General features: G+C 67.6%; 26 protein-coding genes and 3 pseudogenes. 19 read left to right on the forward strand and 10 right to left on the reverse strand.

Annotation, left to right across the window (positions count from 1 at the left end):
* Positions 1–53: 53 nt before the first annotated feature.
* Both Raf01_RS35030 and Raf01_RS50980 read right to left on the reverse strand, forming a co-directional pair.
* The gene (locus Raf01_RS35030; protein WP_203922393.1) at positions 54–251 is read right to left on the reverse strand and encodes a hypothetical protein; all 198 of its coding nucleotides are present in this window, start codon (positions 249–251) and stop codon (positions 54–56) included.
* Between the two features lie 5 nt (positions 252–256).
* Positions 257–391: a hypothetical protein gene (locus Raf01_RS50980; RefSeq protein ID WP_373319664.1), complete on the reverse strand. Its 135-nt coding sequence runs from the start codon at positions 389–391 to the stop codon at positions 257–259.
* Between the two features lie 125 nt (positions 392–516).
* On the opposite strand from Raf01_RS50980, the gene Raf01_RS50985 reads away from it, so the two are divergent.
* A complete protein-coding gene (locus Raf01_RS50985) occupies positions 517–960 on the forward strand; it encodes a low temperature requirement protein A (protein WP_373319665.1) in 444 nt (147 codons plus the stop codon).
* Complete coding sequence (locus tag Raf01_RS50670; protein WP_203922394.1) at positions 909–1,208, forward strand: low temperature requirement protein A; 300 nt, start codon at positions 909–911, stop codon at positions 1,206–1,208. The genes Raf01_RS50985 and Raf01_RS50670 overlap by 52 nt, the downstream gene beginning before the upstream one ends.
* A 66-nt stretch (positions 1,209–1,274) precedes the next feature.
* On the opposite strand, the gene Raf01_RS35045 is transcribed toward Raf01_RS50670, so the two are convergent.
* On the reverse strand, positions 1,275–2,120 hold the full coding sequence (locus Raf01_RS35045) for a class I SAM-dependent methyltransferase (protein ID WP_203922395.1): 846 nt from the start codon (positions 2,118–2,120) through the stop codon (positions 1,275–1,277).
* A 365-nt stretch (positions 2,121–2,485) separates the two neighbouring features.
* Complete coding sequence (locus Raf01_RS35050) at positions 2,486–2,875, reverse strand: hypothetical protein (protein WP_203922396.1); 390 nt, start codon at positions 2,873–2,875, stop codon at positions 2,486–2,488.
* Between Raf01_RS35050 and Raf01_RS35055 the strand changes: the two are divergent.
* A pseudogene (locus Raf01_RS35055) lies at positions 2,855–3,097 on the forward strand (IS30 family transposase); the annotation flags it as partial. The gene Raf01_RS35050 and the pseudogene Raf01_RS35055 sit on opposite strands and share 21 nt — an antisense overlap.
* A gap of 69 nt (positions 3,098–3,166) precedes the next feature.
* Positions 3,167–3,250 (forward strand): annotated as a pseudogene (locus Raf01_RS35060) (NUDIX domain-containing protein); the annotation flags it as partial.
* 517 nt (positions 3,251–3,767) lie between these two features.
* Here Raf01_RS35060 and Raf01_RS35065 read toward each other — a convergent pair.
* On the reverse strand, positions 3,768–4,679 hold the full coding sequence (locus Raf01_RS35065; protein ID WP_203922397.1) for a LysR family transcriptional regulator: 912 nt from the start codon (positions 4,677–4,679) through the stop codon (positions 3,768–3,770).
* Positions 4,680–4,963: 284 nt separating this feature from the next.
* Here Raf01_RS35065 and Raf01_RS35070 point away from each other — a divergent pair, with 284 nt between their 5' ends.
* The 5 genes from Raf01_RS35070 (at position 4,964) to Raf01_RS35085 (ending at position 8,525) form a co-directional block, all read left to right on the forward strand.
* Positions 4,964–5,587, forward strand: a complete 624-nt coding sequence (locus Raf01_RS35070) for an NADPH-dependent F420 reductase (RefSeq protein WP_203922398.1) — start codon at positions 4,964–4,966, stop codon at positions 5,585–5,587.
* A gap of 97 nt (positions 5,588–5,684) precedes the next feature.
* Complete coding sequence (locus Raf01_RS35075) at positions 5,685–6,626, forward strand: SDR family oxidoreductase (RefSeq protein WP_203922399.1); 942 nt, start codon at positions 5,685–5,687, stop codon at positions 6,624–6,626.
* Positions 6,627–6,702: 76 nt separating this feature from the next.
* A complete protein-coding gene (locus Raf01_RS35080) occupies positions 6,703–7,437 on the forward strand; it encodes an SDR family NAD(P)-dependent oxidoreductase (RefSeq protein ID WP_203922400.1) in 735 nt (244 codons plus the stop codon).
* A 103-nt stretch (positions 7,438–7,540) separates the two neighbouring features.
* The gene (locus Raf01_RS50675) at positions 7,541–7,663 is read left to right on the forward strand and encodes a hypothetical protein (RefSeq protein WP_275413122.1); all 123 of its coding nucleotides are present in this window, start codon (positions 7,541–7,543) and stop codon (positions 7,661–7,663) included.
* Between the two features lie 238 nt (positions 7,664–7,901).
* Positions 7,902–8,525: an NADPH-dependent F420 reductase gene (locus tag Raf01_RS35085; RefSeq protein WP_203922401.1), complete on the forward strand. Its 624-nt coding sequence runs from the start codon at positions 7,902–7,904 to the stop codon at positions 8,523–8,525.
* Between the two features lie 292 nt (positions 8,526–8,817).
* Here Raf01_RS35085 and Raf01_RS35090 read toward each other — a convergent pair whose 3' ends face one another.
* Complete coding sequence (locus Raf01_RS35090; protein ID WP_203922402.1) at positions 8,818–10,008, reverse strand: low temperature requirement protein A; 1,191 nt, start codon at positions 10,006–10,008, stop codon at positions 8,818–8,820.
* A 364-nt stretch (positions 10,009–10,372) separates the two neighbouring features.
* Here Raf01_RS35090 and Raf01_RS35095 point away from each other — a divergent pair.
* From Raf01_RS35095 to Raf01_RS35105, 3 genes and pseudogenes are all read left to right on the forward strand, one after another.
* Positions 10,373–10,510 (forward strand): annotated as a pseudogene (locus Raf01_RS35095) (IS6 family transposase); the annotation flags it as partial.
* Positions 10,511–10,621: 111 nt separating this feature from the next.
* Positions 10,622–11,662 (forward strand): cytochrome c oxidase assembly protein, encoded by a 1,041-nt coding sequence (locus Raf01_RS35100; RefSeq protein ID WP_203922403.1) that lies wholly within the window; start codon positions 10,622–10,624, stop codon positions 11,660–11,662.
* 176 nt (positions 11,663–11,838) lie between these two features.
* Entirely contained in the window at positions 11,839–12,687 is an 849-nt protein-coding gene (locus tag Raf01_RS35105) for an ATP-binding protein (protein ID WP_203922404.1), read from the forward strand.
* Positions 12,688–12,921: 234 nt separating this feature from the next.
* On the opposite strand, the gene Raf01_RS35110 is transcribed toward Raf01_RS35105, so the two are convergent.
* Entirely contained in the window at positions 12,922–13,779 is an 858-nt protein-coding gene (locus Raf01_RS35110) for an SAM-dependent methyltransferase (protein WP_203922405.1), read from the reverse strand.
* Between the two features lie 718 nt (positions 13,780–14,497).
* On the opposite strand from Raf01_RS35110, the gene Raf01_RS35115 reads away from it, so the two are divergent.
* Positions 14,498–15,148 carry a recombinase family protein gene (locus tag Raf01_RS35115; RefSeq protein ID WP_239134216.1) on the forward strand — a complete coding sequence of 217 codons (651 nt, stop codon included), beginning with the start codon at positions 14,498–14,500 and terminating at the stop codon, positions 15,146–15,148.
* On the opposite strand, the gene Raf01_RS35120 is transcribed toward Raf01_RS35115, so the two are convergent.
* Positions 15,090–15,755: a winged helix-turn-helix transcriptional regulator gene (locus Raf01_RS35120; protein WP_239134229.1), complete on the reverse strand. Its 666-nt coding sequence runs from the start codon at positions 15,753–15,755 to the stop codon at positions 15,090–15,092. The genes Raf01_RS35115 and Raf01_RS35120 overlap by 59 nt on opposite strands.
* A gap of 128 nt (positions 15,756–15,883) precedes the next feature.
* Here Raf01_RS35120 and Raf01_RS35125 point away from each other — a divergent pair, with 128 nt between their 5' ends.
* From Raf01_RS35125 to Raf01_RS35135, 3 genes are all read left to right on the forward strand, one after another.
* A complete protein-coding gene (locus Raf01_RS35125) occupies positions 15,884–16,780 on the forward strand; it encodes an SDR family oxidoreductase (protein ID WP_203922407.1) in 897 nt (298 codons plus the stop codon).
* A gap of 309 nt (positions 16,781–17,089) precedes the next feature.
* Positions 17,090–17,518 (forward strand): hypothetical protein, encoded by a 429-nt coding sequence (locus Raf01_RS35130; RefSeq protein WP_203922408.1) that lies wholly within the window; start codon positions 17,090–17,092, stop codon positions 17,516–17,518.
* A 198-nt stretch (positions 17,519–17,716) separates the two neighbouring features.
* Entirely contained in the window at positions 17,717–18,184 is a 468-nt protein-coding gene (locus Raf01_RS35135) for a hypothetical protein (protein WP_203922409.1), read from the forward strand.
* 425 nt (positions 18,185–18,609) lie between these two features.
* Here the strand turns inward: Raf01_RS35135 and Raf01_RS35140 are convergent, their stop codons facing one another.
* Positions 18,610–18,960, reverse strand: coding sequence for a hypothetical protein (locus tag Raf01_RS35140; RefSeq protein ID WP_203922410.1), 351 nt, complete (start codon positions 18,958–18,960; stop codon positions 18,610–18,612).
* A gap of 72 nt (positions 18,961–19,032) precedes the next feature.
* On the opposite strand from Raf01_RS35140, the gene Raf01_RS35145 reads away from it, so the two are divergent.
* Positions 19,033–20,181, forward strand: a complete 1,149-nt coding sequence (locus tag Raf01_RS35145; RefSeq protein WP_203922411.1) for an IS630 family transposase — start codon at positions 19,033–19,035, stop codon at positions 20,179–20,181.
* A gap of 42 nt (positions 20,182–20,223) precedes the next feature.
* On the opposite strand, the gene Raf01_RS50990 is transcribed toward Raf01_RS35145, so the two are convergent.
* Positions 20,224–20,973 carry a GbsR/MarR family transcriptional regulator gene (locus Raf01_RS50990; protein ID WP_203922412.1) on the reverse strand — a complete coding sequence of 250 codons (750 nt, stop codon included), beginning with the start codon at positions 20,971–20,973 and terminating at the stop codon, positions 20,224–20,226.
* Positions 20,974–21,379: 406 nt separating this feature from the next.
* Here Raf01_RS50990 and Raf01_RS35155 point away from each other — a divergent pair, with 406 nt between their 5' ends.
* Together Raf01_RS35155 and Raf01_RS35160 are read left to right on the forward strand one after the other, a co-directional pair.
* Positions 21,380–22,348, forward strand: coding sequence for a glycoside hydrolase family 113 protein (locus Raf01_RS35155; RefSeq protein ID WP_203922413.1), 969 nt, complete (start codon positions 21,380–21,382; stop codon positions 22,346–22,348).
* A gap of 753 nt (positions 22,349–23,101) precedes the next feature.
* Positions 23,102–23,266: a hypothetical protein gene (locus tag Raf01_RS35160; protein WP_203922414.1), complete on the forward strand. Its 165-nt coding sequence runs from the start codon at positions 23,102–23,104 to the stop codon at positions 23,264–23,266.
* The last annotated feature ends 18 nt before the right edge of the window (positions 23,267–23,284 follow it).

Below are 23,284 nucleotides of genomic sequence, written 5' to 3' on the forward strand. Positions count from 1 at the left end.
CCCAGCTCGAGAAGGCCAGCGAAATGGTCACGGACACGTAGTCACCAAGCCCGTCATGGCTCGGACGTTCCGGCCGCACGCCGTGCGGCATCCAGATACCGCACCAGTTCACCGATCTGATCGGGTGCCGGAGCCTCCCGATGCGCCGCCACCCAGTCCTCAATGATCTGACGCATCAACGTCGACGCCCCAACACCCCGCGCCGCAGCGGCCGCCTCAATCTCCCGCTGAACATCCAGATCAATGCGCAACGCGGTCACCATCTTTGCCGGCCGACGCTCCCGGACCACTTCAGCATCAGCGAACGACGCGCCAAGATATGGCTCATCGCGTACTCGGCAGCCTGCCCCGCCGATATCCCCGCCAGATCCCCAGGCTTCTTCTCACTCATGACGTGTACTTCCTCCACATCGCCCGCTCATTCACGCTGGCATCACGCGCACCGACGATCGTCCACTCCCCGTACCGCTGCTGTACCCGATCGTCGCGTCCGGTGTCCCGTGGATCGTCGACGCTGTGGCCGACGACCTGCGCGTACGCGGTGGACTGTGGGGTCTTGCGCTGGCCATCGACTACATCGGGTTCGCGGCCGGCTTCCGACGCCGGCCCAGCGGGCAGGTCGCCGGTGAGCACTTCGCCGAGCGGCTCCAGCAGTTCCTGCTGATCGCGCTGGGTGAGGTGATCTTCGTGGCCGGCCGGGCGTTCAGCACCAGCGCGTTCCGGATCCCGAACGAGGCCGGGTTCGGGCAGGCGCTGGTGGCCACCGTGCTGCTCTGGCCGATCTACCTCCACCGGGCCGGAACCATCCTCCCGATGGCCATCGGCGCTCCCGTGCCCCCAGCCGGCGATCGTGTCGGCCGCCGGCAACCACCTTGTCATGATCGCCAGCGTCGTCCTCGGCGGCGTCGGTGCCGAGTTGGTCATCGTCGAACCGCTCGTCCACCGCACCCCGGTGGCTGATCGCCATCCTCGGCGGGCCCGCGCTCTTCCTGTTCGGGCGGGCACCGTTCGAGCGGGAGGTCTTCGGACGGATCTCCCGATCGCGGGTGGTCGGGGTGCTCGTCCTCGGGCTGCTGGCAGCGGCGATGTGGCATCTTCCACCGCTGGCCGCCGATGCCGCCGCCGTCGCGGCACTCGCGACGGTCGCCGGTGTCGACACGCGCCGTACCCACGCCCGGGGAGCCCGGCCGCCCGCCACCCGGCTCTGACGGCCCGGGCCTTCGCCAACCCCGAGCTGATGCATGCTCGTACCCGCGGGACGGACGGGCAACCCGTCACCCCGGCGCGACGGCGGTGACCAGCCACGCCGCCGCCTCGACCCACACCCCGTCCGGACGCTGGCGCTCGGTGAGCTGCTCCGCCATCGCCGCGCGCACCCAAGCCGCCGCCGACTCGTCACCGAGCCGCGCCATCAGCTCGCGAACCCTTGACGTGTCACACAGATACCCCAGCACGTCGGACACGTCCATGCCGATCCGCGCCGGCTCCCGCACCGGAACGACCTGCACGTCCGTGTAGCCCACCCGGCCGAGCAAAGCGCTTACCCAGCCGGGATCGGCGAACGGATCGCCACCGCCAACCCCGGTCAGCCGGCTGTGGGCCAGGCACGCCCGCAGCGGGATCGAGAAGACCTCGTTGTCCAACTCGTCCTGCCAGCACAGAAAGGCCAGCCGCCCGTCCGGCCGCAGCGCACCGAGCAGGTTGCCGAACGCGGCGGCCGGGTCGTCGAAGAACATCACCCCGAAGCCGCTGACCACCACGTCGTACGCGGCCGCGGGCAGCCGGCGCACCTGGGCGTCGCCCCGCACGAACCGGACCTCGGCGGCGCCTGCCTCCGCCGCCAACCGCCGGGCGACGGCGAGGATCGGGCCGGACAGGTCCAAGCCCAGCACTCTGCCCCCGGGGCGGGCCGCCCGCGCGAGCGCCACCGTCAGCTCACCGCAGCCACAGCCAACCTCGAGCACTCGGTCACCGGGCCGGACCGCCGCCGCCCGCAACAGGTACGGCATCAGTCGCTGGCGTACGGCGGCGTGCCGCTCACGCTGGGCGATCCACCGCCGCCCGGTGTCACCGTTCCACCGCTGCGCCTGCACCGCGTTCGCCACCTGTTGCTCGGCCACCCACCAAGACTCGCACTTCCGCCGCTCACGTCGGCAACAGGCCCGCCGTCAACTCCCGGCCGTCGGAGACCCACACCGGGTCTACCCGACGCGGTTCGACAACTACCTGGAGGTCCGCGTGGTGTGAGGGCGCCGTCATCACACCAGCCCTCGACCTGCTTGCTTTCCGCGCCCGGCCTGAAGCGGGCAGGCCGTCCACCAGGAGTCCCGGCAGCTATGGGCCATCCTCGACGGGCACCCTGATCCCCATCGACCGAGGCCGGCGTCCGGTGCTGGGGTAGAGCCTCAGTAGGCAGTGTGCGTCTGCTGGGCGTTTGGCAAACTACGAGCCTGCCCGCACCTGGGCGGGCAGGCTCGTAGTGCTACTACGGGGTGATTTCGACCTCGTCGATCTGGTACTGGCCGAAGTCGAGCTTCGCGTTGTTGATCTGCAGCCGGACGCCCTTCAGGCACCAGTCACACACGTACGTGACCGCGCTGACCTGCTGCGGTGAGGCCCAGTTGAACGTCAGGTACTGGGGGAACGTGGGGTTCATCGCGCCCTTGAAGAACGTGTAGACGCCACCGTCGTTGGCGGTCGCCGCCGAGTCACCGTCCCGGACATTTGTCGTGCTCGCAATCGCCGTCAACGCGAGATGGAGGCTCGCCAGATATTGGTCCTGCGAGATGCCGTCGATGGTGACGCCGGTTGCGTACTGGTTGGTCTTGAGTTGCAGCGTGCCCCAGTTCGCCTCGTGTTCTTCGCCGACCCCCACTCACCCTGGCAGCGACCCACGAACGAGAACACGAACGGGCTGCTGCGTCAGTACTTCCCGAAGGGCACCGACCTGTCGAGGTGGACCGCCGACGACCTCGAAGCCATCGCCCTCGCGCTCAACGACCGACCCCGCAAAATCCTCGGCTGGCGCACCCCGGCCGAGGTGTTCGAGGACCAGCTACGCTCGATCCAACAGACCGGTGTTGCAACGACAGGTTGAACTCGCGCTGTCCTGCTCTGCCGCTTCAGCTTCCCGCATCCAGCTGTACCCACTGGCGCAATAGTCGTCTGGGCGGCTCCAGGCGCCGGCATCGAGCCCGGCAGATTGCCATTGACGGCACTGCGACGGGAGTTGCACGAAGAAACCGGGCTTGTCATTGACGTCGACCCGCCTCACGTCTGACACCAGGAGGTCACCGCTCGAGGCCACGCGGACGGCTACAACGGGGTGGTGAACGACTACATCCTCGTCCGCACCCCCACGCTTTGATCCCCGTGGTGCACTGTCCGATGACGAACTCGCCGCCGAGCACATCGGCGGGACGCGATGGTGGCGGCACGAAGACGTCGCCAGATACCGCGGAACCGACCTGTTCTCACCCCGTGACATCGTCACACCGCTGGCGGCGCTGATCGCCGGTGACATCGCAGGCACGCCAGTGATGCTCGGCATGTAACCTCCCTGTCCCCCCTTTGTGCTTGCGCGGCTATCCACGGCCTCGCGGAGATCACAACGTCCGCTTCTGCTTGATACAGTGCATTGCGACACCACCACCCCGCTCGGACGAACGGCAAATCTGAAAAAGAAGTCCACGCACCTAGTGGCTGCCGTATCGCTGTTGCAGTTCGCTTCGTATGGCCACTTTAGTTGTAGGTCATCTTATCGCTGCTCAACTGTGCTTTGAAACGGCATCGCTTGCAAGCTGCCACATTTCATAGTTCCCGCATTCTGCCGTGATCTCGGCCGTCTCCTGAGCCGCGGCGATGAAGTCGTCGACCAGCGGCGAGGTGCGGGATGCCGCGACCGCTAGGCACACCTGGTCGGGCGCGAGTTCCGGGATGGGTACATAGCTGACGTCCGGATGTGAGTAGAACACGGTCGCCGAACGGGCCAGGAATGAGATGCCCCGGCCGGCCGCGACGTGCTCGAGCGTCTCGTCCACCCCGCGTACGAGGTACCCGGCGTTGGGGTGCGGACGCCTGGTGGGCTGTGTGCTCGGGTCGGCATGCCAGACCAGCGGTTCGCCAGCCAGGTCGGCCTCGGTGACCGCCTCCTTACCGGCTAAGCGGTGGCCGGCGGGCAGTACCGCCACCCGCGGCTCGGTGTACAGGGGGGTTACGCGTAGGCCGGCCTCGTCGATGGGCAGCCGCACGTAACCGACATCGATGCGGCCGTCGAGCAGCATCGGCGCCTGGTCGTCCCATTCGATCCGCTGCACGTCCACGACCACGTCCGGGTGCCGGGCCTCGAACGCCCGCGCCGCAGGGATGACCGGGATGCCTGCCCGGAAACCGACCACCAGCCGATGGCTGCCGCGGGCGGCCGCGGACACCCGGCGGCGGACCGCGTGCGCGGAGGCCAGCAGCAGGCCGGCGTCGGTCAGCAGTTGCCGGCCCGCGTCGGTCAGCACGACGCCGTGGCGATCTCTGGTGAACAGCGCGGCGCCGAGATCCTGCTCCAGCGCTCGGATCTGTCGGCTGAGCACCGGCTGCGCGATATGCAGCTCCTCGGCGGCGCGACCGAAGTGCAGCCGGTCGGCCACGGCGACGAAGTAGCGCAGTTTGCGCAGGTCCAGATCCATGGCCCCTCCGGTCCGGTGATGTCTTGAGGGTATCACCACGGCTGAAAGAGGTCTTGGACAGCCACTCAGGCCAATGGCAATCTGGATGAGTAGCCACTAGGGCCGAAGCGAATTCGGAACAGAAATTCGCATCGGAATTTGATCGCAGGGCCCAGCGCCCAGAATGAGCACATCAGTAATTGAGCACCGCCCATCGCATCAATCGACGGCATCGACGACAGAACCGTTAACGACGATGGGTGAGTGTGGCATCTTGTCCAGCTTCAGAAAGCAGGCACGCACCCATGAGCGGGATCAGCATTATCGGCCTAGGGGGGATGGCCCGCGCCATAGGCGCCCGCGCGGTCGAGGGCGGCAACGCCGTCGAGGTGGTCGGTCGCGACGCGGCCAAGGCCAAGGAAGTGGCCGCCGCGCTCGGCGGCGGTGCTACGGCCGGGACATTCGGCACCACCCCGGCCGGCGACATCGTCATCCTCGCCGTGCCGAACGCCAGCGCCGTGCCGGTCGTCGCTCAGTACGCGAACGCGCTGGCCGGCAAGGTCATCGTCGACATCACCAACCCCGTGAACGCCGCCGCCAGCGGGCTGGTCACCCCTGACGGCAGTTCCGCCGCGGAGGAGATCGCCAAGGCTGCCCCGGCGAGCGCGCACGTCGTGAAGGCGTTTAACACCGTCTTCGGCCACGTCATGGCACCGGGCCGCCCACTGGACGTGCTCTTCGCCGGCGACGACGCGCGGGCCAAGGAGAGCGTGTCGGCGTTCATCGAGAGCCTCGGGTTGCGTCCCCTGGATGCCGGAGGCCTGGAGATGGCGCGCTGGCTGGAAGGGGCAGGCCTGCTGATGATCAGCCTGGCCCGCCACGGCGTGGGGGACTTCAACTTCGCCCTCGGCGTCAGCATTCTCAGCTGAGCGCACCCTGCACGATCGCTTCTCTCACCACATCACGCCAGTTGATCTAGGTCACGAGAAGAACAGCTTGTCCACCTACCCTCTCAAGGACAGTAGTATGCGCGTTTTCGTCACTGGCGGAACCGGCCATTCCGGCTCGTACATCATCCCCGAGCTCCTCGCCGCCGGGCACGAGGTCACCGGCCTGGCCCGGTCGGACACGGCCGCGGCGGCGGTGTCCGCGCTCGGCGCGAAGGTGCGTCGCGGCGACATCGAGGATCTCAACAGGCTCAAGCAGGCGGCCGCGGACTCCGACGGCGTCATCCACGTGGCGCACAGGCAGGACTTGCTCATCTCCGGCGGGATGAACGCCGTGGCCGCCGCGGAGGTCCCGATCATGCTCGCATACGGCGAGGCACTGGCGGGAACCGGAAAGCCGCTGGTCACCGCGGGGAGCATTGGTTCGCCCGGGCAGCGGTACCTGGGCCGGGCGGCCACCGAGGAGGACCCGGCCCTCCCTGTCACCGATGCGCACAAGGGCACCCTGCACGCTCGTAACGCCGTGGAAACCGCCGTCATCGGCCTGGCCGAGCGGGGAGTGCGGTCTTCGGTCGTGCGGATTGCCAACATCGCGCACAGCACAACCGATCGTGCCGGCTTCCTCGTGCGGCTGGTCGCGCTCGCGAAGGAGAAGGGCTTCGTCGGCTACCCCGGAGACGGCGCGAACCTGTGGAACGCCGTGCACATCCGTGATGTCGCCTCCTTGTTCCGCCTGGCGCTGGAGAAGGGGCCGGCCGGCAGATACTGGCACGCGGTCGGGGACGGGGGTATCCCGTTCCGCGAGATCGCCGAGGCCATCGGCAGCCGTCTGGGACTGCCCGCCGTGAGCATTCCCGTGGACGAACTGATGGTGCCGGGATATTTCGGGTTCCTCGCGAACATAGTCACGCAGAGCTACCCGGCGTCCAACCTCATCACCCGCCGGACCCTCGGCTGGGAGCCCGCTCAGCCCGGCCTGCTCGCCGGTCTGGACAACGGCCACTACTTCTCCGCCAGATGATCGCGGGGACCAGAGTCGAAATGTGTATATAAGGAACCGAACTGTTTCAAATACCCATCAATTCAACGGAGTGATCGTGGGAAAGCTCGATGGCAAGGTAGCGGTGATCACCGGCGGATCCACCGGCATGGCCCTGGCCGGCGCCAAGCTGTTCGTCGAGGAAGGAGCGCACGTCTTCATCCAGGCCCGGCGGCAGGAAGCACTGGACGACGCCGTCAAGTTGATCGGCCGCAACGTCACCGCCGTCCAGGGTGACGCGGCCGAACTGGACGACCTGGACCGCCTGTACGACACCGTCAAGCGGGAAAAGGGCTCGATCGACGTGCTGTGGGCCAGCGCCGGGATGGGCGAACCCGCAGTCCTCGGCGAGATCACTGAGGAACAGTTTCACCGTGCCTTCTGGCTCAACGCGCGCGGCACCCTATTCACCGTGCAGAAGGCACTGCCGCTGATCAACGACAACGGCTCGATCTTCATGACCGGATCCAACGCCTCCCTCGGCGCCTTCCCCGGCTGGAGCCTCTACGCGGGAAGCAAAGCCGTCCAGCAGGCATGGGCCCGCGTCTGGCTCAACGAACTGCGCGACCGCAAGATCCGGGTCAACGTCCTGACCCCCGGCCAGGTCGCCACCGCCAAACAGGAAGAACTGTTCGACGAGGCAACCAAGGCCGCATTCGAGTCCCTCATCCCCCGCGGAAAGATGGGCCGCCCCGAAGAAATCGCCACCGTCGCCCTGTTCCTCGCCTCCGACGACTCCAGCTACGTCAACGGCCTGGAACTGGTCACCGACGGCGGCACCACCGCCATCTGAACCACACACCAGAAATGCCGCGGGCACACCCCACAACCCAGTCGCCACAACGAACTGATCTCGAACGCGGACATCCGCAACACGCCGAAGTGTTGCGCGAGCGATGGACTACATCCTGCTCGACGCGGACGTCAAGATTGCCGAGGTGACCACATTTTGGCGTCCGCTGCTGTCCGCCGTCGAGTTGCAGGGTCACCTCGCGCCTCTCGTTGGCATGCGGCCCTAGGAACTGCGCGCCAAGGGAGAGTAACGATCACGGGATGCCCTCGTCCCGTCTCCCTGACCTGACCCCTCTTTCTGGAATGGCGGCAGGTTCACCCATCCCGATCTGCCAGCCGAAGACGAGCCGGAAGTGCCGGGAAAGGCGCGGCGGTTGGCCCAGAAACGTCGCGCCGACGCCCCGCGCCTGACCCGGCACGAACGAGACAAAGCGACACCTCGAGAACAGGAAGAGAGCACACCTCATGAGCAGCATCACCCTCATCGGTACAGGGAACATGGCCCGTACCATCGGCACGCTCGCGGTGGCGGGCGGCAACACCGTCGAGGTCATGGGACGCGATCAGTCCAAGGCCGATGACCTGGCCAAGGCTCTGGGCGGCGGCGCGACGACGGGCAAGTGGGGCGCCGTCCCGGCCGGGGACATCGTCATCACGGCCCTGTTGTACGACGGTGTCGTTCCGGTCGTCGCCGAGTACGGAGACGCCCTCGCGGGCAAGGTCATCGTCGACATCAGCAACCCCTTCAACGCCACATTCGACGGCCTGGCCCACCGCGAGGAGACCTCGATCGCGCAGCAAGTCGCCAAGGTGGCCCCAGCCAGCGCCAGCGTGGTGAAGGCATTCAACACCATCTTCCGTAATGTCCTGGAGAAGGGCCGGCCCAACGTCTTCATCGCTGGCGACAATGCGCGGGCCAAGGCGGGCGTGGCGGCATTCATCGAGAGCCTCGGGCTGCGCCCGCTGGACGTCGGCGGCCTGAAAATGGCGCACTGGCTGGAAGGAGTGGGCCTGGTCACGGTGGGCCTCGCAGGCAACGGGGTTGGCCACTGGGACTTCGCCCTCGGCGTCAACGAATTTGCCGGCTGAGCCCCCGGGGGCCGCGCAGTCGGCGAACAGGGCGCCGTGCGCCCTGACAGTGGTTAATGGATCACCGACTGCCTGGATCACCGACTGTGGACCACCGACTTGTTGATGAACTTTTACGTCTCCAAGGCGGCCGCAAGCGGCCGCTGTGCGGGCTCGCCCAGGGCACGGCGCCTTGCCGCTTCGCTCACGGCGCCGACCCCGGCCACTGCACAGACCCTGGGCAGCATGAAGCCCGGCGTCCACTAACGCGGCGACGCCGGGCAGCTTGAGCGCGATCTGACCCCGCCCCAGCTCACGATGGTCCGCCTGGCGGGGAGGGCGGCTCGTCGGGGCGTCGCCGCCGGGCACGGGCCGCGTCAATGACCGCTACCCCGGCGAGGACGACGGCGGCGGCGACGGCGACGATGAGTGGCGGCACGAGGATCATCGCCGGCGAAATGGCAGCGAGTACCAGCACTCCGATCACCCGGTCTCGGGACACCCGGGCGAACACCGCGTACTCGAGAATAGCCCGGCCGGCAAGGAACAGTGCGGGCCCGCCGAGGACGACGGCGATCCACGCCGGCTGGGTGTGCCCAGAGGGATGCCTGATGACCAGCTCGTCGCCGACCGAAATCGCGACAACACCGGCGACCATCACCGCGTGGGCGTACAACACGGAGTTGACAACGCGGAGCGGATCCGGGGCCGCGGCGACAGCCGCGCCCAACACCTCACCGGCCCTGTAGATGTAGACGCGCCACAACAGCACCGTGGTCACGAACGCCACCACGACCGCCGCCGTGCGGTCGGCCACGAGGCCGCCGCTGGCGAATGCCAGTCCGGACACCAGGATCAACTCGCCGAGCGCGATGATGAAGAACTGCCGAAGCCGCTCGGCCACGAACTCGCTCAAGAATGAAAACTCCGCCGGTCTCGCGCTGGGCAGTCCCGGCGTGGGAAGGCCGAGTTTGGGCGCCGCGGAGTCCACAGCCACCGCGACCGCCCACAGCACCCCACGGGCCCAACCGTGCGCGAGCGCGCCGGCGAGCCACAGCGGCGCCGATACCCCGAACCAGAACAGCGTTCGCAGCTCGAAGCGCTGCCGCTCGTGGCCCCGGGTGACGAGCACGAGGACGAGGCTGCGACCGACCTGGACGGCGACGTACGCGCTGGCGAACACCAGACCGCGCGGACCGAACGCCTCAGGCGCCACCACTGCGAGCAGAAAGCTGCCGAACATGCAGCCGATGACCAGCGCCTGTATCGCCGGCTGGGCCGGGTCGAACCTGTTGGCTAGCCCTGCGGTGTTACCCCACACCCACCACACGGCGAGCAGCAACACCACCGTCTGGAAGGCGCCGCTCCACGTCAGACGGTCCAGCAACCCTTGCGAGAGCCGGAAGAGCGCGAAGACGAACACCAGGTCGAAGAACAGTTCCAGGAACGTGGCCCGGCCCGGGTCCCCAGGTCCGCGCAGCAGCGTGGCTGCGATACTCCTCATCGGTTCGCCCTGCTCTGTCGGCTTTCACACGGGTCTTGACGCAGTCGTACCACGCCAACGGGCGTCGAACGTCGCCAACGAGACGCTCCGCCCGACGACCGCTGCGTGGCCAATGAGCGCCGGCCGGCCAACCGACCGCTGAGCGAACCGCGGAGTCCAAGGCGGAACCGGCCGTGCCGCGCGTACCGCGACGACCAGCAAAGGCAGTGGCCTCCAGCGGGTCGGGGCTGCCGGGGAGCCCTGGCGCATTGCTGCACCAGGGCCCCCTCAGGACCGCGTCGCCCTCGGTGCAGACCATGGCCGGGGCGCCCGCGCCGAGGGCGCAGGCCGCTCGGCGTTCTCCGGATTCCGGTTTCCGTCCGAGGTGATCGCGGTCGCGGTCCGCTGGTATCTCCGGTTCAACCTGTCCTACCGGGATGTCGAAGAACTGCTGATCGAGCGCGGCGTCGAGGTCGACCACATCACGATCTACCGATGGGTGCGACGCTTCGCGCCGCTGCTGGCTCTCGCAACTGCGGGCAACCCCGGCCGGGCGTCTGGATACCGCGCTGCGATAGTGGGCTGGTCAACCTCGGGCTGATCGATCTCGGGCTGATCGACTTATGGAGGCGCGATGGTGGTGCAGGCACTGGCGTACGCGAGCCCGGCAGCGCCGCCCCTGCACGGGGCCTGGAGTTCCTGGTACTTCGACCCGGTGATCACGGTCATCGTGATCGGCGCGGCGTACGCCTACCTGACCGGGATGCGCCGGGTCCAGCGCACCGGTACCCGCTGGCCGGCGGGGCGCACCCTGGCCTTCCTCGGCCCCGGCCTGCTCGGCCTCGTGGCGGTCACCATGGCCTCGCCGGCCGTCTACGCCCGCGTGACGTTCTCGATCCACGCCGTGCAGCTAATCGTGCTGCTCATGGTCGTGCCATTCCTGCTCGCGCTGGGCCGCCCGATCGCCCTGGCCCAGGCGGCGCTGTCCGACGGTGGCGCGCGGCGCTTCGACGCGATCCTGCGCAGCCGGTACGCCCGCTTCGTGACCGTCCCCGTGGTCAGCCCGCTGCTGCTGGCCGTCGTGCCGATCGCCATCTACTTCACGCCGCTGTACTCGCTGACCCTGACCAACCCCGTGGTGGCGTCGGTCAGCCGGGTGCTGCTGCTGATCTTCGGCATCCTGGTGCTGGTACCGCTGTGGGAGGCCGGCAGCATCAACGTGCACGTACCGTACGCGCTGATGCTGTTCTTCTCCCTCATCGAGTTGCTCGCCGACGCTGTGCCGGGCATCGTGCTGCGACTGGACACCCACCCGATCGCGTCGACCTACTACGCCACGATGCCCCGGGTCTGGAGCCAGACCGTGCTCGGCGACCAGCACCTCGGCGCCGATCTGCTCTGGTGCATCGGAGAGGCGATCGACGTCCCGGTGCTGGCGCTGCTGATCATCCAGTGGATCCGCTCGGACGCCCGCGACGCCGCCAGCGTCGACCTCACCCTCGACCAGGCCGCCCTTGAGGAGGCCTCAGTGGAACGGGCCCGGTCCGGCGTGCCGGCCGTCGATGGCGGCGGCGGGGCGGACCCGGCGGCCGACGGCCTACTGGGCCGGCCCTGGTGGGAGAAGGACGCGTCGGTCTTCGGCGACCGCGCCGGCGCGTACCGCCAGAGGAGCTGACCCGCCGTCCCCCGCGCCACCCCGAGCCTGGGCCCAAGCAAACACCAAGGCGCGTCAGCCGACATCAACCATGACATCTTCCTGCGACAATCGTCCACGAGGGCGCCGTTGCGTTGTGGGATCGACGGACGCGTTGAACCTGAGTCGGTCCGGGATCAGATCGTCAGGACGAGGGCATGGCTGAGCACCACCACGACCGTGGATTTCCGACCTACCCGGGCACCCCCCTCGATCCCCAACGGCTGAGCTGCGAGTTCGGCGGCGACGATCCGGTCGCCGGGTCCGGCGGCCGAGAGTTGCTGGGCGAGCTCTACCAGTCCCTGGTCGCCGAGCAGGCCAAGCTCGTCGAGCACCAGTGGCGCAACGAGGTCCACCGGGGAGCCGTGCGTGGGTTCTTCCTCAGCGGCCCACCCGGCGTCGGCAAGACAACGCTGGCACGGCGGCTGTCGTACGAGCTGATGTGCCGGTTCCCGCGGGCGGCTGGGCGCGACGGGGTGACCGCGGTCGTCATCGACGGCAGCGACCTCGCCCGCGCCAAGTACGGCGAGACCGAAAAGCGCATCCGGGAGCTGTTCGAGGCCGCACGCCACGGGTTCGGCCTGCACGGGCAGCGCTCGGTCCTCATTTTCGACGACATCGAGTCGATCCTCATGGCGCGCGGAAGCGATCAGGCCAAAGAGTGGCACTTCTCCGAGGACAGCGTGTTCTTCCACGCCGTCGACGAGCTGGACACCAGCCGCACCGCGCTGGTGCTCACCACCAACCGGCCAGACCTGGTCGACGAGGCGATCCGCGACCGGTTCCTGCGGTACGAGGCCGGTTACCCCTCCCCCGACGTGCTGACCGGCGTCGCGCTGCGCCGGGTTCGCGACCAGGGGCTCACGCCCGACAGCTTGTCCGCGATCGAGTCCGGCATCGATCAGGCGGTCGCGAACGGGACAGTACGCAGCCTGCGCGACGCGGAGCACTTCGCCGTACGCCAGTACGTCACGCAGATCCTCGGTGCCGCGTCGCTCGCCGGGTAGAAACCGCTCCGGGCGGCCTGTTCACGACACCGGCGGGGCGCCCGTCAGACGGCAGTGGGAAACTCCGCTCCGGCCGGCCAGAGCCACCGCCACCGGGCAGGTCCTTCTGGGATTCACCCGGCTCCCCGGTGTCCTCGTTCCGCATCACCGGGATCAACTTCGTCGGCGTCTTCGGCTGCCGCGCCCGCTGCCCGGCTGTGCAGCGGACCGGTCGGCTCTCGCTTCCCTTGCTGGTCAGGCAATTCTGGCGACCGCACCGTAGACGGCGGTGTCGGCGGCCGTCGGACGTGGCTGTTCCTCGTCCCCGTCGCGCCATTCAGACACGGACACGAAGCCGGGTGGCTGGACGTCGAGTCCGTCAAAGAAGCGGGCGAACTGATCGCGGGAGCGGAACTGGAACGGCATCTGGGTGTCGGCCGCGCTGACCGCGGCGAAGGTCTCGGGCGGCATGTAATCGTGGGTGGCATGGGTCAGCGCCAGGTAGCTGCCTGACGGCATCGCCGACACCAGTCGATTCACCACGCCGTACGGGTCGTCGGTGTCCTTGATGAAGTGCAGGATCGCGACCAGCATCAACCCGACCGGCTGGGACAGGTCGAGGGTGCTGAGCAGGTCCGGATGATTGAGGATCTGATCCGGCTGTCGCAGATCGGCGTCGAGGTATGTGGTGGCTCCCTGCCGGGAGCTGGTCAGCAGCGCGCGGGCATGGGCCAGCACGATCGGGTCGTTGTCGACGTAGACGACGCGCGCGTCCGGAGCGATGGCCTGGGCGACCTGGTGAGTGTTATTGGCCGTCGGAATGCCGGTGCCGATGTCCAGGAACTGGCGGATGCCCACCTCCCGACTCAGATACGTGACCGCACGTCGCAGGAACCGCCGGTTCTCGATGGCGGTTGTCCTGATCGTGGGGAACGCGGCCGACACGGCATCGCCCGAGCGGCGGTCGGCGGCGAAGTTGTCCTTACCGCCCAGCCAATAGTCGTAGCGGCGGGCGGGGTGGGCCACCGAGGTGTCGATCTTCGACGACAGCGCATCCCGACCGGCCGGCGACGATTCAGATCGCTCACTGTTCACAGCCGCCCCTGTCCTCATGTGATGCCGGCCCAGTGCTGTGGGAACCCTCCCGGTACGCCCGCACGATCGACATCGTAGTACCTGAAGATCCTGACTTGATCTCAGCGCCCGCCACAGTTGTGAACGTCCGGCTGCCGCCGACGCGCTGGCTGGCCACGGGATGTAACCGACGGCGGCAGATGACTCCCGTACTCGCGCAGCAGTAGCCGGGGCGGGAAGTCCCCACGGACTCCCCGCCCCGGGCCGTTCACATCTGAAGGAGGTCAGTAACGCAAGCGCGGCAACTCGTCCGCGTACGGCGCGACCACCCAGGGGGTCCGGCGTGACCGGATCGATCTGCGGGCCCCGGTTGGAGGTGAAGTTGAAGTTGGTCGTCGCCTCCGTCGAGTTCGTCGGGTTGACGTCGTACGCCCGGTGGAGCACCCGGCCGGTTGACGGGTCCACCGTGTCGATCTCGCTCATCGCGTTGTTGTCCGATCCCGTCCGGTCCTCGTACAGGTGGGCGACCAGCGCCACCCCGTGCGCCGCAGAGATCGGCCGCCAAAGGGCAAGTGGGCCGCGTCGCAGCGTCGGACACGAGCGCCAGGAACCGCCGGCAGCGCTGTTGGACCTGCTCGGCGTGCACTCCCAGCGGGAAGTGTCCCGGGCCCGATACCGCCTGGAACCCGACCCCGGCTCGCCGGTCGTAGCGTGGCTGCATCGCCCGCGCCCTCAACGGCAACGGCGTGCCCTGTCCGTGGGCATCGATCCGGCGCGTAACCCGCATCGCCGCGGCGACCGGTGGATGCTGACTACCGTCGCGGCGATTCTGGTCAGCCCGCGCTACACCGGCCGGCAGGTCTGGAACCGCGAACCCAGCGACCACGACGCCCTCCACGCGGATGAAGGCTCCGTCGAGCGGCAGCATGATGTTCAGCGCCGGGCCGCGGCGTCCGGATGGGTCATCTCCCAAGAACTCGCCCACCCGCCACTGGTCAGTGAGGAACAGGTCGTCGCGGTCCAGGCCGTCCAGGTAGAGACTCAAGATCTTCCACAGCCTCGCCCGCTCGGCGACACCATGGGACGCCGCAGCCGTCACGAAAGCGATGGCGGCCCACAGGGCATCGAGGTCGCTGCCGAAGGAGTCCGCGTCGTCGGCCACACCGATGCGCTCGGGATGCCTCTCCAACATTGCCAGCGCGGCCCGCGCAGCCGAGGAGCCCAGTGGCAGGTCGAACTTTCCGGCGTGGCTGAGGGCGGCGAACTGGATGGGCATGCTGGGCTCAGCGGCCACGATCAGGTCGGCTATCTGCTCGACACGACCGGTCTCGATGAGACCGGTCGGCCCGCTATGCCGAGGGCGGCTCGACGGTTTGGGGTCGAGGCAGCGCGTCAAGGAGCCGCTTGACGAGGGCGACATTGCCGGACACCGTGACGTCTCCGGCGCGTACGGCCTCATCGAGGGGTCGTTTCCTGGTCATCACGGCGGCGAAGGTCACCGGGTCGGTAACGAGAGTCACGTCGGGCGGGGTAAGGGATTCGCCGCGAGTGATGTCGATACGGCCGTCCGCGATGCGCACCGTGATGCGGTCGTCGTCGAAGACCAGGGCGTAGGTTGCCGACAGGTCACCGCACACGGTGGGGTCGAAGTCTCCGCGAAGCGCCAGCATGAGCGAGTCGACACTGATGCCGGCGCTGAGGTCACGGAACGGGGACAACCGGCCCCAGCGCCCGAGGTGGACGAGGACCGGTTCGAGCTGGTGGCCCCAGTCCGTCAGCTCGTACACCCAGGTTCGTGCGGGCGGGCCGAGTTTGCGGCGGCGTACGATCCCGGACTCTTCGAGTTCCGCGAGGCGCTGGGACAGCCGGTTCGGACCGGCGTTGGGCAGACCGCTGCGCAGGTCGCTGAAGCGTTTGGGGCCAAATAGCAGCTCGCGAACGACGAGCAGGGCCCACCGCTCGCCGATCAAATCAAGCGCATGCGCAGCCGCGCACGCGTCGCCGTAGGTACGCATGCTCACCCGCCGAGTCTAGCCGCGTCTCGTTCCGACGTGAATCTTCGTAGTTACGATTTTGAACTTTCGGGTTCCGAAACGTAATCTACCGCTCTGGCTGTTCGTGTCCGACACAGGAAGCGGGAGCGATGATTCTCATCACCGGGGCCAATGGACGCCCAGGATCGGCGGTCGTGCGTGAGTTCGCGCGGCACAACGAGCCGGTCCGCGCACTCGTACGGGATCCAGCCAAGGCGGACGCCCTGCGGGAGCTGCCGGGCGTCGACATCAGGCAGGGCGACATGCTCTGGCCCGAAACACTGCACGACGCGTTGACCGGGGTCGACCGCGTGCTGATGATCTCCAACGCCGGCCCGGAGCTGCTGGAGACCCAGTGCACGTTCATTGACGCGGCGGTCAAGGCCGGAGTCGAGCACATCGTGAAGTTCTCCGGCAAGGATTCGATCGAGGGTTTCGACCCTGAGAAGTTCCGGTCCACCCGGAGCCACGAGCAGGTCCTGCGTTATCTCCTCGCTTCGGACGTGCGGTGGACCATCCTGCGGCCAAGCCAGTTCATGCAGGTGTACTTCGAGGAGGTACCGGACATCGTGGGCTCCGGTGAGTTCCGCCTTCCGCTCGGTGACACGACGCTCGCCCCGGTGGACATCGACGACATCGCCAAGGTCGCTCACTCGGTGCTCACCACGTCCGGTCACGAAGGAAAGACCTACGCGATGACCGGTCCGGAGGCCCTCACCATGGCCGACGTCGCCGATCGCATCTCCGACGCGATCGGCAAGCCGGTCATCTACCGCAACGTCACCACCGAGGACAAAAAGCGGGATTGGCGTGACGCCGGGTACCCGCCGCCACGCGCGAACGCGTTCGCCCAACTTTTCCAGGAGCGCAGCAGGCTGGGCCACTCAACCATCGACCTGTCCACCCACGAACATTTCGGCATCGAGCCGACGACCTTCGCGCAGTTCGCCCGCCGCCATGCCGACGTGTTCCGCGGCAACGCCCACTACCTGCCTACCCCGGGGTGAGTAGGCCGACAGCCGGGCCTCGGCACAGTCGCGAGTGACCCGCCGCGGAGAAGCCCGGTCAGTGTCCGGCCCCGGCCGGCCGGCGCCGGTGCACGATCCGGCGCCGGACCCACCGCACGAACTCGCCCACCGCAACAACCAGTACCGCCACCACTGCCAACTACCCACGATGGGGCCAACCATGCCATCCGGGCGGCAACCCTGCTCGCGGTCCGGCTCATCGGAGTTCGGAGTTTTCGCCGCGATACCCACCTCTGTGGGCGGGTGTCATCCCGTGCCGTCCAACGACAAGAACGGAGCAATCTCCCTATGCCGAGGAAGCTGTCTCGCATCCTGTTCGCCATCGCCGCAACGGCCGCTATCACGCTCGGGGTCCAAACCGCGGCGCAAGCCCAGGTGATCGGTGACGAGACCTATGGCTCCTACGTGGTGCAGAGCACCGAAACCGGGAGGTGTGAGGCGCACATCGTCCTGTCGCAAGTCGACGGCAACCTGGATGCGTACGCGTGGTTCCTGAACGACTACGCCGGCTGGAGCTGCGTCGGATGGCTTGAGCGGTCAACTGACGGCGGCATCCACTGGTACATGGTGTCCGGAACCCACACCGTGGCATCAGATCGAAACAACATCCACGTGGACAACACCGGGTACTACTACGACGGCACCACCTACTTTGCCCGTGCCTGCTTCCACTTTACGTTCTCGGGCGCTGCCACCCACTGCACCCGGGCACGCTGAGGCCGGCACGGGCCGGTACACACGCGGTTGACGTGGCGGAGGCCAGCAGCTGTCGGAGCTGGCCCCCCACGCCCCCGCAAGGTCGGCCGGCCTCGAAGCGAGCGTGGCCATCGCGAGGCGATGCGGGAGGACGGTGCTGAACTTGGGCCCCGCCAATGCCGTCTCATCCACCTCGGGTAGACAAACCCGCTGCGCCGGGTGTGCCACCCGGGCGGTGCCGGTCATGCAGGCACCCTGCCCGCCCCGGAGGACACCCCAACCGGCGCCCCCACCGTGCGCCGCGACACCCTCCCCGAAGACGTGCTGTCCGTCGTACCCGCCACCGAAGACAAAACCCGGTCCGAGACAGTTGTTGTGCTCCTGAAGTCGTCCAAGACAGGACTACCCGAGCACGTCGCCGAACACGTCATCGGCAAGTTCTGGTCCGCGTTGCGCGCGCTGGTCGCCGGCCATCTATCCATCCTGGGACCCGGGGTGCTACGGGCGCTCCGGATGCTGGCCGTGTTCACCTGCCCCGCCCCAGAGTCGCACCGCGAGGTGCACGAACACACCGTCGTCCCGTTGATGAACGATGCCCGCGGCATCATCTCCGACGAGGTGAAGACTCGCGTCATCGCCCTATTGCCGAAGCTGTGGCGGCGCGGCCCCATCCCGAACGAGGCTTGACTTCGGCGGTTTCCGCAGAGCAGACCCCAACGACGCAGCCTGACCGTCAACTCGTCTTCGCCCCACCCCCGCCAGGGCCGGTCTCCACGTTGCGGGCACGGTGGCGCCTGAAGGCCCGATCCTCCGAAAGGACCCGGATTCCTTCGGCATAGCCAATGTAGCTACCCATGGATACCGCCAACGGCAGCATCACTATTGAAAAAATCCTGCCCGCGTTGGTAGCGCCACGAACGAAGATGAAGCTCACCAGCATGATCGGCCCGAAGACCCCAAGACCGATCCCGATTGCCACACACATCCAGGCGGCCACCGTACGCGTCCTGGACCGGGGCATCAGGCTGGGAAACCGCTCCATGGCCCTGACCTCTCGACGCCGCGCACCCTCTAGCCGAGCCTACGAGCCGGCGGCTTAGTGGTCGTCGCCGTTAATTCGTCGGGGGTTGGAGCCAGGCGGTGGGGTTGTTGAGGTAGAGGCCGCACGCGCAGTCGAGGGCTTCTTCGGGGCTGCCGGCGGGTAGGCCGCTGGGTAGGAAGTTGTCTTCGTAGCCGTCGCGGCTGGCCAGGTAGATCGCGAAGCCCCAGATGCTGGCCGAGCCGTTGAATCGCAGGCGGCATAGCGGCAGGGTCACGCCGCCTGCCAGTTGCCCGTCGATGTAGGCGAACACGCCGCGGTAGCGCACGTTGACCGCGGCCAGGGTCGGCCAGTGTGATTCGGCGTGGCGGGTCAGGCGTTGACGCAGGGTGGTCTTGGTCGATTCGAGTGGCGGCTTGGGCACAGCGTCGATCCTGCCCCATCTACCGGCGTGTCGCTGACGGCGCCCCGAGCGGTGATCTGGCACAACATGCCGGTGCCTCTCACAACCCCCCACCAGATCGTGCTGACCACCGATGAGCGCGCCGCTCTGGTGGCGTTGACACGACCCACCGCCCAAGCCCGGATGCTGCTGCGGACACGAATCGTGCTCGCAGCAGCCGAGGGCGGCAGCAACGCCAGCATCGCCCGCGACCTGGGTATCTGTGAGGACACGGTGCGCAAGTGGCGCCGCCGGCATGCCCTACGGCGCCTCGGTGGGCTTGCCGATGCCCCGCGTCCGGGTCGGCCGCGCCGGTTCAGCCCGGTAGCACGGGCGCAGGTCACCGCGATCGCCTGTGAGCTGCCAGCCCTGCGGGGGATGCCGCTGTCACGCTGGTCGAGTTCCGAGCTGGCCTGCGAGACGATCGAGGCCGGCGTGGTGGACGACATCTCGCCGTCCACAGTGCGCCGCTGGTTGGCCGCTGACGCGATCAAGCCCTGGCAGTACCGGTCCTGGATCGCTCCCCGCGCACCGGACTTCGCCAGCAGGGCGGCCGTGGTTCTTGATCTGTACGCCCGTGTCTTCGATGGTCAGCCGTTAGGTCCCGGCGATTACGTGCTGTGCGCGGATGAGAAGACGTCCATCCAGGCCCGCTGCCGCTGCCACCCGAGCCTGCCGCCGGGGCGAGCACGGATGATGCGGGTCGAGCACGAGTACCAGCGAGGCGGCGCTCTGGCCTACCTCGCGGCGTGGGACGTGCACCGGGGCAAGGTGTTCGGCCGCTGCGAACCCACCACGGGCATCGCCCCCTTCGCCCGGCTGGTCGAACAAGTCATGACGCTCGAGCCATACGCCAGCGCCGCCAGGGTGTTCTGGATCGTGGACAACGGCTCGTCCCACCGCGGCCAGACCGCGATCGGCCGAATGCGCAATCGCTGGCCTACCGCCCGGATAGTGCACACCCCGGTACACGCGAGCTGGTTGAATCAGTGCGAGATCTACTTCTCGATCGTGCAACGCAAAGTGATCACACCCAACGACTTCAACGAGCTCGCCGATGTGGAGAACCGGTTGATCGCCTTCCAGGACCTCTACAACCTCGCCGCGAGGCCCTTCAACTGGAGATACACGAAGACGGACCTCGACATCCTCCTCACTCGCATCGCCGCCCACGAGTCAGGCGTTTCGGCGGTTGCCGAGTAACCGCGACGAATTAACGACGACGACCGCTTAGCACCGCGGCGTTCATCGCGTCGTCGTTGAGCGAGTTGTCTGCGTGTGCTTGGGCACGGCGCCTACGGTGGCGCGCCAGTGCTTTTCGGTGGCACGGAGGATGTCGTTGCCGAGTTGTTCGAGGAATCGACCCGCGGTGGCGAGCCGGGTTCCAACAGCGGTGTCGGTCCCGAAGATGTCGGCGCCGCGTAGGGCGGTCGTGGCGAATCGCTGGTTAGCGCGGACACCGACCACCGCGGAGCGAAGGCCGGCGTTGTCGTCGAGGAAGTACCGGTGGCGCCGGCTCTGACTGTCGCGGCCGCGGCGGATCAGCCCGTGCTGTTGCAGCAGACCGACCGCGTGCGAGATGGTCGCAGCGCTGACCTGTAGGTGCTGCGCCAGTTCGGCGGCGGTGCGGCTGCCGGTCTCGGAGGTGAACAGACAGGCCATCACACCAGCGGCGGTACGCGGCATACCGGTCTCAATGAGGACCGCGGTGAGGTCAGCCATAAACGCGGCCGCCGCATCGGGGTCGGGGCCGCTACGCTCGCCGGCCCGCCGGGCGGCTGCCGGCGGGCGGGGGCTGCGCCGAGCGCGGTGGGTGGTAGCGAGCTGGGCCAGGTCCGAGCGGTAGCGGCCCGGCCCGCCGTTGCGCCCGACCTCGCGGCTCACCGTCGAGGTGGGACGGCCCAGCCGGCGGGCGATCCCGGCGTAGTCCAAGCCCTGCGCCAAGCCTACGGCGATCTGCCGCCGGTCGGCTTTGGTCAGCCTGCGTCCTGGCATCCGGCCGGCTCCTCCGCTTCGGTCGTCTCGACGCCAGTATGCGAGCTAGTCGTCAACCGTTGCAATGGGCGGCGTCGGTGTGCATTAACCTTCACTGTCATTGCAATCGCCGATTGATGCAGCGAACAGCGAAAACAATGCGAATTCAGCAGAGACTTCGTTGACCGGTGTTTCGCACTCTGCCTAACGTTGGTGCCCGACAGCTGGACAACAGCACTCGGCGGTCTCCCCTTGGCAGGCGGGGTACCAGCATGGCCGAGCCCGCCGTCGAGCGAGCGGGAGGCGCTGCGAGCGGGCGGATCCGGGCACCCCTGGATCCGTGGGGTGGCCCGTCGGCGATGTTCCGCCGCGACGAGTCGGATATCGAGCGGTGACCGCGCGCGGTCACACTAGTGAGGAGCGATACATGCGTGCCAAAGGCATCACTTACGACACCGGCTTCACTCCCGGTGGACGCAGTTCGCGGCCCGTCTTCGACGCCGACGCGGTTCGACGGGAGATCCGTGTCATCGCCGACGATCTGCACTGCGATGCCGTGCGGATCACCGGCGGCGATCCCGAGCGGCTAGCGATCGCCGCCCGGCATGCCTCCGACGCTGGGCTGGAGGTCTGGTTCTCCCCGTTCCCCTGCGAACTGCCCGCAACGGAGCTGCTGCCGTACTTCGCCGACTGCGCGGACCGCGCCCAGGAGGTGGGAGCCGACGTCTTCGTCGCCGGCTGCGAGCTGAGCCTGTTCGCCGCCGGTTTCCTCCCCGGAGACGACAGCCTCGCCAGGATCAAGGCCCTAGCCAGCGGCTGCCCCGAGGCAGCGACCCGGCTCGCCGAGATCCCTGCCCGGTTGGACGCCGTGCTGGCCGACACCGCGGCGACGGTGCGCGAACGGTTCCGCGGCAAAGTCACCTACGCCTCCGGAACATGGGAACAGATCGATTGGACGCCCTTCGACATCGTGAGCGCCGACGCCTACGGCGACACCAGCGACGCCTTCCGCCAAGGCGTGCAGGAATACCTCCAGCACGGCAAACCGCTCGCGGCGACCGAGTTCGGCTGCTGCACCTACCGAGGCGCGGCCCAACGCGGCGGCATCGGCTGGATGGATGTCGTCGATCACGACGCCGACCCGCCCCATATCAAGGGGGACTACATCCGCGATGAGGAAGAACAGGCCCACTACCTGCGCGAGATGATCGCCCTCTTCGACGAGGAAGGCGTGGACACCGCCTTCTGGTTCACCTTCGCCGGCTACGAGTACCCGCACCACGCCGACCCGCGCTTCGACCTCGACATAGCCTCCTACGGGGTATGCAAACTCATGCCCGACGGCAGCCTCGCCCCCAAGCGGTCCTTCCACGCCATGGCCAAGGCATACCAATGAAGCGCCGCAAAGCTACCCGGCGAACACCACATAATCGGCAGAGGCGGACGTTTCGAGCAGTGACAGGAGCCGACGACGCACGCTGATATGACGTGCTGGCCGCCCAGCAACCGGTGCTGCCACCCACGACCGCAATGTCAGCGCCGCAAAAGTCCTCGCTTCCGGCGAGGATTAGCGCATGGTTGGAACCGGACGTCGCAGACCTGGCCCACCGCCAGGATGATTCACACCCCGGTACATGCCAGTTGGCTGAATCAATGCGAGATCTACTTCTCGGTCGTGCAACGCAAAGTGGTCACACCCAACGACTTCGACGACCTCGCCGACGTGGAGAACCGGTTGACCGCCTTCCAGGACCTCTACAACCTCGCGGCAAGGCCGTTCAACTGGAGGTACACGAAGAAGGACCTCGACATCCCCTCACCCACATCGCCGCCCACGAGTCAGGCGTTTCGGCAGTTGCCGCGTGATCCCCGACGAATTAACGATCAGGACCACTTAGCCACGCAGTTAGTCACTCAGAGACGACGAAATGGCATATCCATCGATGGAATATGCCCTTTGACCCGCGTCGGGACGGCGGCATTTGAACCCACGATCCCTTGACCCCCAGGCTTGATCCAGCTCCACTGTGGAGTGTCGCCTCGTGTCGGCCTATACCCTCACATCCAATGGACCAGCCAATACTAACACGTCTGTGTACTGGCCTGTATTACGTCATGTTGCCGCATCCAGTTGGAGTTGATCTCCGCTGTGACCATTCTCAACATGGCCTCCACCGCTGGCCTCATGGCACATGCCGGGCGCGTCCTCGCGCATCGCCAGGCCGGTGCCGACCACGTCTGCCTCCATATCGTCGGCGCCGGCTCAGGCATGCCGCTGCCCGAGGAGCGTGAACTGGCCACGCTCGCCTCCTGACCACAGCCGTCCGCCTCC

It is taken from the genome of Rugosimonospora africana (assembly GCF_016862975.1).
GTDB classification, from domain to species: domain Bacteria; phylum Actinomycetota; class Actinomycetes; order Mycobacteriales; family Micromonosporaceae; genus Rugosimonospora; species Rugosimonospora africana.